Source organism: Marivita sp., assembly GCF_051251565.1.
Lineage (GTDB): Bacteria > Pseudomonadota > Alphaproteobacteria > Rhodobacterales > Rhodobacteraceae > Marivita.
This window is the reverse complement of sequence record NZ_JBPOFB010000023.1, coordinates 1-12,782: the sequence shown is the minus strand read 5'-3', so window position 1 is coordinate 12,782 and position 12,782 is coordinate 1. Positions and strand designations below refer to the sequence as shown.

Sequence of the window (12,782 nt, the reverse complement as noted above, 5' to 3'; positions counted from 1 at the left end):
CCCGGCCTGACTTATTGCGACAGGTCCGGATAATATGTGAGAGCAAGGCGCAGATACGCCTCCCACTCGGGGTCTTTGATGTCCGGGTTGCCCCGGTCTTTGGTCAGCATGTCGTATTGGCTGGCCGTAAATTCGGCGAGGGTGTCCGTGACCGGGTTTAGGTCCGCACCAGACGACAACAGCGCCAGTTGCGCCTTGCACGTCCGTTCAAGGTTATACATCAGCGCAAACGCCTCGCCGACGGTGCCGCCACAGGTCAAAAGCCCGTGGTTGCGCAGGATCATCGCCTTGGCGTTGCCCAGATCGGCGACCAGCCGGTCGCGTTCTGCCAGATCAAGCGCGATGCCTTCGTAATCATGAAAAGCCACGCGGTTGTAGAATTGCAGCGACCATTGGTTCAGCGGCAGAATCCCGTCTTTCATCGACGCAATCGCAACACCCGCGACGGTGTGCGTGTGCAGCACACAGCCCACCTCGGGGCGGGCGGCGTGAACGGCACTGTGGATGGTAAAGCCCGCATCGTTGATACCTGCGCCATACTCGTCGCGGATCACGGTGCCATCAAGATCGACCGTCACAAGGTTCGACGCGGTCACTTCGTCAAAGCGCAGACCAAACGGATTGATCAGAAACCCGTGCTCTGCCTCTTCTTTGGGCGCTCGGGCGGAAATATGGGTGAAGATGCTGTCATCCAGCCCAAAATGCGCCACCAAACGGTAGGCAGCCGCCAAATGCAGCCTCTCAATAGCAACCGTGTCAATCGAGTCGTGCTTCATGCGCGGGACTTTCCAAAAGGGCCGGCGATCACAGCAAGGTTTGAAAACGCTTTGTTTTCAGACGTGTCTGACTGGCATCGCAGGGCAGCATCCACTCAAGTAATTTGAGCCTAACAACCGGATCTGCATCTGCAAAATAGGTTTAGGTTATGTCTCGCAGTGCCTAAGGCTATGTGATCTGCGGAGACAGGCTGTTCAGGACCTCAAACGCGATGTCGAGAAACGTTTGTTCAGCAGGGCTTGTGTGGCGGTTGGGGTCGGCCACGAAATACAAATCCGCGCGCAGCTCTGATCCCGGCAGATCAAGTTGCCACAGGGTGTCATCCGCCACCTCGCGCGCCACCGCATGCACCGGCAGAACTCCGATACCCAGCCCGGCGGTGATCATGCGGCACACTTCGGCAAAGTCGCCGCTGGTGCCGCTGACAGTGCGCCCGAGCCCGGTGCTGTCCCGCAGGGCGATCATCGGTTCGGGCGCACGCCCTTCGGCATCGCAGGAAAACGAAATGAACGGCATGTCGCGCAATTCGGTCAAAGACACATCATTGCGTCCAAAAAGCTGATGCTCGGCCCCGCAGAACACCCCGTAGCGCGCCCGCAGCAGCAGATGACAGCTGAGCCGCGACAGCGGGCGCTGCATCAGGCACACCCCAAAGGGCACGATCCCCGACGCCACGTTGTGCAGGATGGTGTGGCTTGACGCGATTTGAAGGTCGAGCACGACAGACGGGTGGCGCTGGTGCATCAGGCGCAGGATCTCGTCAAACAGATCGCTGCGCGCGCCGGTCACGACCTGCACCTTGACCGTGCCCACCAGGCCCGAATGCAGTGCCTTGAGCTTTTCCTCGGCCCTGAGCGATGCCTCGAACATTTTTTCGACTTCAGAGAACAAAACCTGTCCGGCGGCGGTCAGTTCGAACGCCCGCTGACCGCGCTGGACAAGCGTCTGTCCCACAGCCTTTTCCAACCGTTGCAGCGCGGCACTTACTGATGGCTGTGTCACACCTTGGGCCTTGGCCGCACGCGTCACGCCCTGCCGCGAGGCGATGTAGTAAAAGCTGCGCAACAGGCCCCAGTTGTCACAGACCCCAGTGGTGTCTAAATCCGGGGTGTCAAAATCCGGGGTGTCTGACTCTGGCAGGTCAAGATCCGGGGGCAGGGGTTTGGTCATCAGGCCGCCTCAGCCGCGACCAGCCGCTTGCGCAAATCCGCGATCTGGCCCAGCATCGCTGGCTTGGCCGAGGCGATATCCGCCTCGATGGCGCGGCGCGCAGCGGGTCCATCGTGGTTCTCCATTGCCTTTAACAACGCATAGTGATGCGTGTTCAGCCCTTGTGGTTGCGTGTCATAGTAGCAGGCCACCAACGGCCCCATCTGCAACCACAACCCCCTGAGGATGCTTTGCAACACCGGCATTCCGGCCAAAGTGCTGAGGGCGAGGTGGAATTCCTGATTGCCTTCGGTCGCATCCGCCCACCTACGTTTCTCGATGGCCCGATCATTGCGATCCAGCAGTCGGCGCAGGTCGCGGATATGCAGCGGCGTGGCGGTTTGTGCCGCACGCTCGGCTGCCAACCCTTCAAGCGACAACCGGATTTCAAGGATTTCGAGATACGTCGCCTCGGACATGACAGGCACGCGCACGTCTTTGGGCGACCGATGCTCAAGCACGTTTTCCTGCGTCAGCTGTTTGACCGCATCGCGCACGGGCGTGCTGCTTACTCCAAGCTGGTCCGCCAGCCCGCGGATCGTCAGCCGGTCATTCGGGCGCATCTGCCCGGTCAGCAGCGCCTTTGCGATCCGGTCATAGACCTGTTGTCCCAGATGGCTTCGTCCGATGGCATCCATGCTGTGCCGTGCCTCCGTTATGGGCAGTTTGATGTATGATGCATCAAAATACCTTGCCACGCCAGCCCTTCACCCGTTAGCAGTGACATGAGACTCACCGACATTGCGAAAGATGTGCCCCATGGACCTGCGCCCCAATTCCGACGAAGCCCGCGACATCGCTTATCATTTCCACGGCTACACCAACGCCCGTGTGCATGAACAAAACGGCCCGCTGATCATGGACCGGGGTGAGGGCGTGCATGTGTTCGACACGCATGGCAACAAATATATCGAAGGCATGTCTGGCCTCTGGAGCGTCGGTGTCGGGTTCAACGAACAGCGCCTGATCGACGCGGCCACCGCACAGATGAGCAAGCTTCCGTATTACCACAACTTTGCGCACCGCTCGCACGGGCCGGCGATTGATCTGGCGGAAAAGCTGATCGGCATGGCGCCTGTGCCCATGAGCAAGGTGTTCTTCACCAATTCCGGGTCCGAGGCGAATGACACCATCCTCAAGATGATCTGGTATCGCTCCAACAGCCTTGGCAAACCGGAAAAGAAAAAGGTGATCTCGCGGATACGCGGTTATCACGGGGTGACGATTGCATCCGCCTCCATGACCGGGCTGCCCTATAACCACAAATCCTTTGATCTGCCGCTGCCGGGCATTTTGCACACCACCTGTCCGCACTACTGGCGCGAAGGCCAGGAGGGCGAGAGCGAGGAACAGTTCGCCACCCGTTGTGCCGAGGATCTGGATGCAATGATCCAGGCCGAAGGCCCCGACACCATCGCCGCCTTCATCGCGGAACCTTTGATGGGGGCAGGTGGCGTTGTGGTGCCGCCCAAGACCTATTGGGAGAAGATCCAGAAGGTGCTGGGCAAATACGACATCCTGTTGATTGCCGACGAGGTGATCTGCGGCTTTGGCCGCACCGGCAACATGTTCGGCTGTGACACCTTTCAGATCAAACCCGACATCATGACAATGTCGAAACAGATCACCTCGTCCTATTTTCCGTTCTCGGCTTTCATGATGACCGAAGAGGTTTATGCCCCGATTGCCGACGAATCCGGGCGCATTGGCGTATTGGGTCACGGCTATACCGGCGGCGCGCACCCGGTGGGCGCGGCAGTGGCGCTTGAGAATCTCAAAATCATCGAAGAACGTGATCTGGTCACCAACGCCGCCGAACGCGGGGCGGAATTGCAGGCGGGTCTGGCCAAGTTCACCGGCCATCCGCTGGTGGGCGAGGCGCGCGGCGTCGGCCTGATTGCCGCGCTTGAGATTGTTGCCCCCGAAGGCCGCGCAGACGACTTTGCCCCCGGTAAGCTGGGTGCAGGGCTCAACGCGCATTTCCTCAAGAACGGACTGATCTCGCGCAACATGATGGACGCCATGGCCTTTTGCCCGCCGATGATCATCACCGCCGCCCAGATCAAGGACATCCTTTCCGTGGTCGACCGCAGTTTGGACGGGTTTTCAAAGGAACTCGCGGTCTAAAGCACCGACCGTTTCAACATACGGGCCTTGCCATATGCGAGGCCCGTTTTTCGTGCCTTGGCCAAAGCCAAACAAGAGCCGTGCGTTTTGATCAGGAGCGCGGTACGTTGGTCTTATATTGATCGACTTTGTAAAGCTGTGCCATGTTGAAAACCGCGAATTTAAACCCGGCCAAAAGCCTTGATGACTACGACCGCGCGATGGGAATGTTCGCGTTGTTGGGGGCGACGTCGGCCTTTGGGGAACTCAAGCTGAACGTCGCAATTCCGATCCTGCACGGCGCTCTGCGCGCGGGCAATTGCCGTATTTTCCTTGGGGATACCGATCGCCCCAGCGCGGGTGTGGTCTGGGCGTTTCTCAATGATGAGATGGTCGAGACCTATCTGTCGACCGGGTTTTTGCCAAGCGTTGCCGCGTGGAACAGCGGATCTCAGCTTTGGTTCCTGCATGTCATTGCCGAAGGCGGTACGATCAAGGACATCCTGAAAGACTTTATCCACGACCCGGTGTTCAAGGATCACGAAAGGGCGTTTATGCTCCGTGTTGGTGCCAGACGCAGCCGTCGCGTGGTGGAACTCACCCGTACGGGGGCGCGCTTACACCGGGTTCTGACGCCGCCGTCTGATCCGTCTGAAAACGAAAAACGCCACAGCGCGTGAGCACCGTGGCGTTCTATCGGTTCAAAGCAGGCTGGGTCAGACGCGGGCAATCGTGGTGTCTGTCATGGACCTTAGGTTTTCGCCAAGGTCGGCACCGCCCAAAGTCTGTGTGTTCTGATAGCTGCTGTCTTCTTTTTCGTTCTTGAGAAGCTTGCCGATCGAGCGCGACTGAACGATGTGGGAGTCTGCCGCGTGCAATGCGGTCGGTACGTCGACAACCGACGCGAGGTCTGCGCGCAGGGCATCAAGAGGTGCACATACGGACCTAACCTGTCCGTGGTCCATTTTTCTAGGTTCTTCATTCTTCAAAATCTTTTCGATACCGAGGTCAGCGTTAATCGTGTGAGACATTATGGGGCTCCAAAGTAATACCAAGATAAAATGATCCGCCGTGGCGCATCGAAAAGACTGCAATGCAACGGCGCATACGTCGTTAACTAATCCGACTCCAAAGGCGTCCGTCAACCCTTTCTGCGTTGGGACTGTTTCGACTGCCGACGCAAGGTCACAACACGTATCCTCGTATTCCCGCGAATTGAGGCAAGTTTTGCGTTGACTCCTCAACTGCCAAATCGCTTGTCTGGAACAGGGCGATCTGGTGGCAAAATGTCGCCGAGAGGAGGATCAGGGATGAAAATCAAGAGTTTTGCAGTGGCTAGCACCATGCTCACAGGTCTGGCTGGCATCGCAACTGCCGACGAATTGCGGTTTGATGACGTGTTCATCATCGGCGACTCGCTCAGTGATGCGGGCACCTATTCGCAGGCCGTGGTGGCCGGAAGCGGCGGGGCGTTGCCCGTCATCAACTACAAGTTTCTGACCAATGCGGCCGATGGATCGGCGCTGACCTATGGCGAGGTTCTGGGTAATGCGCTTGGCCTGACCCTTGGTCCGAATGTCTACTCCGCAGTGCCGCTTGCCGGGATCGACGAGGTCGCGCTGGGCGGGACGATCTATGCCGAAGGCGGGTCGCGCGTCACCGATCCGCAGGGGTCAGCCTTCAATCCGACAGGGGGCATCACCACGCGGTCGCTGGCCGAACAGGTGGACCGGCTTTTGACGGACCGCCCGTCGCTGGGGGAAAACGACCTTGTGATCCTGTGGGGCGGCCCGAATGATGTGTTTGCTCAGGCCGGGGCCGTAGGTGCCGCCGCAATCACGCCCGAGGGAGCCGCCGCCAACATGGCGCAAGCGGCCACCGAATTGGTCGGGCTGGTGGACCGGGTCAAGGCCGCAGGAGCCGAGTCGGTGATCGTCGTGACGGTGCCGGATATCGGGGCCACGCCCTTTGGCCTGTCGCTCGGCCCGCAAGGGGCCGGTTTGCAGACCGCGTTGACGGATGCGTTCAATGCCACGCTGCTGGCCTCTATCGGGGACAGGGCGGTCGTGGTGGATGCGCAGAAACTTCTCGGCGCGGTGCAAAGCGATCCTGTCAAGTACGGCTTTACGGCCCCCGACGCAGCCACGGTGACGGCCTGTGCGGGCAACTCGCTGGCCTGTGTGCAGGGCCTTAACGCGTCGCCGGACAGCGAATTGCGCGTCTTTGCCGATGGGGTCCACCCGACAACAGCGGCCCATGCGATCTTTGGCGAAGCGGCGTTTGCCGGGCTTCAGGCCGCCACCCAGACCGGGGCGATTTCGGCCGCAACCATGACCGCCCTGCGCCAGCACGGCTTGTCGCTTGAGAACCGGATGAACCCGACCGTGATGCGGACCACCGATGCGGATGGCACTGCGCGCCGCCGCGACGTCGGCGAGATTGATGTCTATGCGGGCCTTGATGTTGGTCGCTTCGAGGCAGAGGCACAGCAGGTCACGCCGGGCATCGAAGGATCGACCCGCGTGATCAAAGCCGGGGCTGATATCGTGGTCGCCCCCAACGCCACCATCGGCGCAGGCATCAGCCTTGATTATGGTGAGGTTGATTTCGACAATGGGGCCGGTGGCTTTGACAGTGACCTGATGGTTGGCGTTGTCTTCGGTCAGGTGGCCGTGACGTCGAATTATTATCTGAACGCGGCCTTTGGCGCCGGGCGGATCAATGTTGATGACATCACCCGCAGTTTCACGCTTGGCCCGGCAACAGAGCGGTATACAGCAGACACCGAAGGCAGCTACCGGTTTGCCCGCGTCGGTGGTGGCGCGCTTTATGCGCTGAGCAGCCAGGTCCGGCTGAACCCGTTTGCGCATTACACATGGGAAAAGGTGTCCATCGACGGGTTCACGGAATCCAACGGTGCGGCCAGCTTGTCATTTGGGGATACCGAATACGACTCAAGCCGGATCACCGCCGGGTTGTCGGCAATCATCGAAACCGAGAACATGGACGGATGGGTGTTCAACCTGCGTGGCTCAATAGATCATGATTTCAATGATGACCCGCTCAAAGTGTCGCTCGGCCCGAACGAAGACACGCTTGGCACCGTTTCTGCGCCGCGCCCGGATCAGACCTGGGGCTATATCTCGGGATCGGTGGTCAAGGAATTTGGATCGGGATCGTTCCTGAGCCTGACCGGCGCCAGCTCTGTCGGCTTGGACGGCGCGCGTGGGTTCACCGGGGCCTTGACCTACAAGATGACATTCTGATCAGCGTGGGGCCATGCGCCCCATGCTCGCCACCTGAAAACGAAAAAGGCTGCCCACAAAAGGGCAGCCTTTTTTCATAGTGTTGGTGCTGTGTCTTACCGGCCCCAGCTGCGCACTGGGCCGCAATCCATATGGACAAAGTTTGAACCGGAATAGCTTCCTACGCCGCCGGCCTTGCAGGCTGCGGCAGCGCGCGCCATCTGGTTGACCGAGCGGGAGTTCAGCCGAAGGTCGGCCGCCTGACCCTTGAGGTGCAGCGAGTTCTTGGCCACGCCTGACCCTTTGCTGCGCAGCATCTGGTTGGTTTTCGGGCTGCGATAACCGCTCAGCAGCGTGTAGGGTTCGGACGCATCCATCAGATTATGCGCGGCTGCCATGATATCGATGGTGCGCAGGTCGATGGATTTCACATCATTGGTACGCCAGTCGCGCATGAAATGGTGCACTTCCTTGACCGCATCTTGAATGTAATCGCCTTCGATCCAGTAGATCATGTCAATGCGTTCGCCGGTGCGGCCAGAGTACATTTTGATCCGTCGGATATCACCACCGCCGCGCAGAAAGCCCGCAGCCGATGCAAAGGTGGGGGCTGCTGTGACCACTGTTGCCGCAAAGGCTGTCAGAAGTCCGCGCCGCGTGAAGCCGCCAGATACCATGTCTGTCATAGTAAAGTGCCTGTCCCGTTTTCAGTATCGTGTGCCCGCGTCGTTCCGCGAACCTGCCGAATGCCCGTCGTGGTCGTCACGGGACTATGACACAACACGAATCTAAAAAAAACCTGAACTTCCCACTAAAAGTCCAATTCAAGGGTTTTCGGCAAATTTCTGCTTAAAGGTCCAGACTGTGTTAGGTTTGCGCTACACCCTGTGGGGGCGATGCAGCCGTGCCGCATATGTTGCACAAAAGGGTCACTCACGTCTTTTGTGAATAGACAGCAAGCGGCGACCGCATACACCATCGGCTCTTGGAACGTTTTGTTTTGTTTGTAAAACCTTAAGGCTTGGAGAGTGATTGATGACCCATGGGATGTTTTTGCGCAGCGCAGCCGTTGTTGCGATTGTGGCCGCCAGTTTTATGGCTCCGCAAACCGCGGGCGCCGTGCAGGTCACCGCATTCCAGCAAGCGGTCGCCGAAAGCGTCTCTGGGGATGAGCAGATCGCCGAATTCTACCGCGCACGCGGGTTCGAGCCAATCTGGACAGGCAGTGATCCCGCGCATTTCGAGCGCCGCGCGGCCCTGCTTGAAGCACTGAGCACGGCAGGCCATCACGGTTTGCCCGCCGCAAAATATGATGCCGAAGCGCTGTTGTCGCGTATGGCATCGGTGCGCAGCGGCTATGACCGTGGCGCGGTCGAGGTGGCGCTGACTGAGCTTTATCTGGACTTTGCCCGCGATCTGCAAACCGGCGTGATCGACACGCCAAGCCGCGTTCAGCGCGAAATCGTCCGCACCATTCCGCGCCGCGAAACCAGCTATTATTTGGCCGGGCTACTGTCGGATGCGCCGCGCAGCTTTATGGCCTCTCTTGTGCCGCAATCGCAGGAATACGCGCGGTTGATGCGCGCCAAGATGCGGCTTGAATACACGATCGCGCATGGCGGATGGGGCGCGCCTGTGCCTGCGGGCAAATATGAACCCGGTGACACCGGGGCCGGGGTGATTGCCTTGCGCGACCGTTTGATCGCCATGGACTATCTCGATCGGACAGTTTCGGCGCGCTATGACGCCGCGATCACCGACGCAGTGCGCCTGTTTCAGGAAAACCACGGCCTGACCGTGGACGGCGTTGCAGGCGGCGGCACGCTTGACCAGATCAACGCGACCCCGCAGGAGCGGCTGAAATCGGTGATCGTGGCGATGGAGCGGGAACGTTGGATCAACCTGCCCGAAGGTTTGGGCAGACGTCATATCCTCGTGAATATCGCGGATTTCAACGCGCGCATCTTTGACGATGGCAAGCCGACCTTTGAAACCCGGTCGGTCGTGGGTCATCAAGAGCTGGACCGCCAGACGCCTGAATTTTCGGACGAGATGGACCATATGGTCATCAACCCAAGCTGGTTTGTGCCCCGGTCGATCATCACCCGCGAATACCTGCCAAAGCTGCGCAGCAATCCCGGTGCCGTGTCCCATCTCGAAATCGTCGACAGCCGGGGCCGCGTTGTCAGTCGCAATCGCAGCTTTGCCAGCTACACGGATCGCAGTTTCCCGTTCTCGATGCGGCAAAAGCCGGGTCCGCGCAATGCGTTGGGCACGGTCAAGTTCATGTTTCCTAACAAGTACAACATCTATCTGCATGATACGCCTGCAAAAGATCTGTTCTCGCGTGAGGTCCGCACCTACAGCCACGGCTGTGTCCGGCTGAACGATCCGCATGATTTTGCCTACGCCTTGCTGGCCCCGCAGACCTCTGATCCGGTTGCGTTTTTCCAGTCGCATTTGCGCAGCGGTGCAGAATCGCGGGTGAACCTGGAGCAACCCGTGCCGGTCCACCTGATTTACCGCACCGCGTTCACGACGGCCAAGGGGCACACCCAGTTCCGCCGCGACGTATATGACCGCGATTCTGCGATCTGGACCGCGCTTAGCGCGGCAGGGGTGGAGATCGGCGGCGTTCAAAGCTAAACCTGCGGCCAGTCAGGCCGGAGGCACAGATGTCCTTTACGATTGCAGAGATCGCCAGCGCCCTTGGTCTGCGTGCCGAGGGTGATACAGGGTTGCGTATCAGCGCCGTGGCCGAACCGGCGCAGGCGCAGGCGTCTGATCTGGCCTTGGCGATGAAGCCGGAATTCGCTGCGCAGCTGACGGCAGGTCAGGCGCAAGCGGCGATGCTTTGGGACGGGGCCGATTGGCAATCCTACGGGCTGTCCGCTGCCTTGCTTGCGCCGCGTCCGCGCTATGCGATGTCAGGCTTGTCGGCGATGATGGACGCAGGCGCGGGGTATATGCCGGGCATCCATGAAACTGCCTTGATTGACCCGACGGCCCATTTGGCCGGGGGCGTTTCGGTCGGACCCTTTGCAGTCATTGGCGCAGATGTTCAGATCGGCGCGGGATCGGTGATCGGCGCGCAGGTTTTTGTGGGCCGCAACAGCCGTATCGGGCAGGGCGCGCTGCTGCATCCCGGTGTGCGGATCGGGCACGACGTCACCATCGGCGACCGCTTCATTGCGCATTTCGGGGCCACGGTTGGGGCAGACGGGTTTTCCTTTGTCACGCCCGAACCGTCAGCCGCCGAAAAAGTACGTGAAACGCTGGGAGATCAGGCCGGTGCCACGGCGCAAAGCTATGCACGTATCCATTCGCTGGGCGGTGTGACCATTGGCGATGATGTCGAACTGGGGGCCAATGCCTGTATTGATCGTGGCACCGTGCGCGCGACCCAAGTGGGCAATGGCTGCAAATTCGACAACCTTGCGCAGGTGGGGCACAACGTGGTCATCGGCACCGACTGCCTGATCTGTGCGCAAGTGGGCATTGCCGGATCAAGCCGCCTTGGAAATAACGTGGTTCTGGGTGGCCAGACCGGGGTCAGCGACAACCTGTTCATTGGTGACAATGTCATCACCGGCGGCGCGACCAAGGTTCTGTCAAACGTGCCGGCAGGGCGTGTTATGCTAGGCTATCCGGCGATGAAGATGGACACCCAGCTCGACCTCTACAAACAAATCCGCCGTCTGCCCCGGCTGATTGCGGATGTGGCCACGCTCAAGAAAGCAGTTTCAAAGACCGACCCGAGTGACTAAGTCACAGACGCAGACGCAGACGCAGACGCAGACGCAGACGCAGACGCAGACGCAGACGCAGACGCACACAGCCACCGGGAGACGCATATGAGCGTGGAGCAGCGGGTCAGTCGCATCATCGCCGACCAAGCGATGATCGAACCGTCGGATGTGGCCCTGACGGACACGATGCAGGATCTGGGCATCGACAGCATGGGCCTTGTGGAATGTATCTTTGCGCTTGAGGAAGAGTTCGACATCGAGGTGCCGTTCAATGCCAATGAACCTGACAAAAGCGATTTCGATATCTCGACCGTTGCCAGCGTGATCGCGGGTGTCGAAGGGCTGATCGCCCGGCAAAAAGGCTGATCGCGGATGAAGCGGGTCGTTATCACCGGGGCGGGCACGGTCAACGCGCTGGGGCTGAACGTGCCCGACACGCTTGAGGCGATGCGCGAAGGGCGCTGCGGGATCAGCGCGCTGGCGTTTCAGGACGTCGAACGGCTGGCCATTCAGATCGGCGCGCAGGTGCATGACTTTGATGAAACTGCGCATTTCAACCGCCAGCAATTGTCGCTGTATGACCGGTTCACCCAGTTCACCCTGATCGCCGCCCGCGAGGCGATTGCGCAGGCGGGGTTGGAGTTCTCGGGCGAATTGGCGGCCAAGTCCGGTGTCGTTCTGGGTAATTCGGGCGGCGGGATGACCACGCTGGATGAGAATTACCGCAGCGTCTACGAGCAGGGCAAGAACCGCGTGCATCCGTTTGTTGTGCCCAAGCTGATGAACAACGCCGCCGCCAGCCACGTGTCGATGGAATTCAACCTCAAAGGTCCAAGTTTTACCGTCTCTACCGCTTGTGCGTCCTCGAACCACGCAATGTCTCAGGCGTTTCAGATGGTGCATGGCGGGTCGGCCCCGGTGATGATCACGGGCGGGTCGGAATCCATGCTGTGCTTTGGCGGCGTCAAGGCATGGGAAGGGCTGCGCGTCATGTCCCGCGACGCCTGCCGCCCGTTTTCGGCGAACCGCAACGGCATGGTGCAGGGCGAGGGCGCAGGCGTGTTCGTGTTCGAAGAGTTTGAGCATGCGCGCAAACGCGGGGCGCCGATCCTTGCCGAAGTTGTGGGCTTTGCCATGACCTCGGACGCATCTGACATCGTGATGCCATCCAAGAACGGCGCAGCACGGGCCATTGCAGGCGCTCTGCACGATGCGAGGCTGAACCCCGAGGATGTGGGCTATATCAACGCCCATGGCACCGGAACAGCTGCCAATGACAAGACCGAATGTGCCGCTGTGGCGGATGTGTTCGGGGCGCATGCCGACCGGCTGATGATGTCGTCCACCAAGTCGATGCACGGGCACTGCATCGGTGGCACAGGCGCGATTGAATTGCTGGCCTGCATCATGGCCCTGCGCGACGGGGTGATCGCCCCCACCATCGGCTATGAAGAACCAGACCCCGAATGCGCGCTGGACGTGGTGCCCAACGTGGCCCGCGACGCAAAGGTGGATGTGGCGCTGTCGAATGCCTTTGCCTTTGGCGGGCTGAACGCGGTTCTGGCGCTGCGGCGGGTGTGAGGGTGTCGATGACGCAAGGGGCGTACGACTGCTCTGATCCCGACCCGGCCATTTTGTTTTTATGCTGCGTGCGCTCGCAGCGGGGGAAATGCGGCATGAGCGAAAAACTTCATGC

Annotated in this window: 12 protein-coding genes; 7 read left to right on the top strand and 5 right to left on the bottom strand. The window is 60.0% G+C overall.

The annotated features are described in order from the left end of the window. Positions 1 to 11: 11 nt before the first annotated feature. The 3 genes from ACSHXH_RS17490 to ACSHXH_RS17480 form a co-directional block, all read right to left on the bottom strand. Complete coding sequence (locus tag ACSHXH_RS17490; protein WP_435673090.1) at positions 12 to 776, bottom strand: class II aldolase/adducin family protein; 765 nt, start codon at positions 774 to 776, stop codon at positions 12 to 14. A 169-nt stretch (positions 777 to 945) separates the two neighbouring features. Further along, a complete protein-coding gene (locus ACSHXH_RS17485; protein ID WP_435673089.1) occupies positions 946 to 1,947 on the bottom strand; it encodes a LysR family transcriptional regulator in 1,002 nt (333 codons plus the stop codon). Beyond that, the gene (locus tag ACSHXH_RS17480; RefSeq protein ID WP_435673088.1) at positions 1,947 to 2,624 is read right to left on the bottom strand and encodes a GntR family transcriptional regulator; all 678 of its coding nucleotides are present in this window, start codon (positions 2,622 to 2,624) and stop codon (positions 1,947 to 1,949) included. Before ACSHXH_RS17480 ends, ACSHXH_RS17485 begins: the two co-directional genes overlap by 1 nt. A gap of 121 nt (positions 2,625 to 2,745) precedes the next feature. Between ACSHXH_RS17480 and ACSHXH_RS17475 the strand changes: the two genes are divergently transcribed. Together ACSHXH_RS17475 and ACSHXH_RS17470 are read left to right on the top strand one after the other, a co-directional pair. Continuing rightward, entirely contained in the window at positions 2,746 to 4,113 is a 1,368-nt protein-coding gene (locus ACSHXH_RS17475) for an aspartate aminotransferase family protein (protein WP_435673087.1), read from the top strand. 143 nt (positions 4,114 to 4,256) lie between these two features. After that, complete coding sequence (locus ACSHXH_RS17470; RefSeq protein WP_435673086.1) at positions 4,257 to 4,772, top strand: toxin-activating lysine-acyltransferase; 516 nt, start codon at positions 4,257 to 4,259, stop codon at positions 4,770 to 4,772. Positions 4,773 to 4,808: 36 nt separating this feature from the next. On the opposite strand, the gene ACSHXH_RS17465 is transcribed toward ACSHXH_RS17470, so the two are convergent. Beyond that, on the bottom strand, positions 4,809 to 5,057 hold the full coding sequence (locus ACSHXH_RS17465; protein WP_435673085.1) for a hypothetical protein: 249 nt from the start codon (positions 5,055 to 5,057) through the stop codon (positions 4,809 to 4,811). Between the two features lie 345 nt (positions 5,058 to 5,402). Between ACSHXH_RS17465 and ACSHXH_RS17460 the strand changes: the two genes are divergently transcribed. Next, positions 5,403 to 7,358, top strand: coding sequence for an autotransporter domain-containing protein (locus ACSHXH_RS17460; protein ID WP_435673084.1), 1,956 nt, complete (start codon positions 5,403 to 5,405; stop codon positions 7,356 to 7,358). Positions 7,359 to 7,453: 95 nt separating this feature from the next. Here the strand turns inward: ACSHXH_RS17460 and ACSHXH_RS17455 are convergent, their stop codons facing one another. After that, positions 7,454 to 8,023: a YcbK family protein gene (locus ACSHXH_RS17455; protein WP_435673083.1), complete on the bottom strand. Its 570-nt coding sequence runs from the start codon at positions 8,021 to 8,023 to the stop codon at positions 7,454 to 7,456. Between the two features lie 349 nt (positions 8,024 to 8,372). Between ACSHXH_RS17455 and ACSHXH_RS17450 the strand changes: the two genes are divergently transcribed. The 4 genes from ACSHXH_RS17450 to ACSHXH_RS17435 all read left to right on the top strand — a co-directional run bounded on the left by ACSHXH_RS17450 (position 8,373) and on the right by ACSHXH_RS17435 (position 12,667). Next, positions 8,373 to 9,983, top strand: coding sequence for a L,D-transpeptidase family protein (locus ACSHXH_RS17450; protein WP_435673082.1), 1,611 nt, complete (start codon positions 8,373 to 8,375; stop codon positions 9,981 to 9,983). A gap of 29 nt (positions 9,984 to 10,012) precedes the next feature. Next, complete coding sequence (lpxD, locus tag ACSHXH_RS17445; RefSeq protein ID WP_435673081.1) at positions 10,013 to 11,104, top strand: UDP-3-O-(3-hydroxymyristoyl)glucosamine N-acyltransferase; 1,092 nt, start codon at positions 10,013 to 10,015, stop codon at positions 11,102 to 11,104. An 87-nt stretch (positions 11,105 to 11,191) separates the two neighbouring features. After that, positions 11,192 to 11,452 carry an acyl carrier protein gene (locus tag ACSHXH_RS17440; protein WP_435673080.1) on the top strand — a complete coding sequence of 87 codons (261 nt, stop codon included), beginning with the start codon at positions 11,192 to 11,194 and terminating at the stop codon, positions 11,450 to 11,452. A 6-nt stretch (positions 11,453 to 11,458) separates the two neighbouring features. Continuing rightward, on the top strand, positions 11,459 to 12,667 hold the full coding sequence (locus ACSHXH_RS17435; protein ID WP_435673079.1) for a beta-ketoacyl-[acyl-carrier-protein] synthase family protein: 1,209 nt from the start codon (positions 11,459 to 11,461) through the stop codon (positions 12,665 to 12,667). Positions 12,668 to 12,782: the final 115 nt, after the last annotated feature.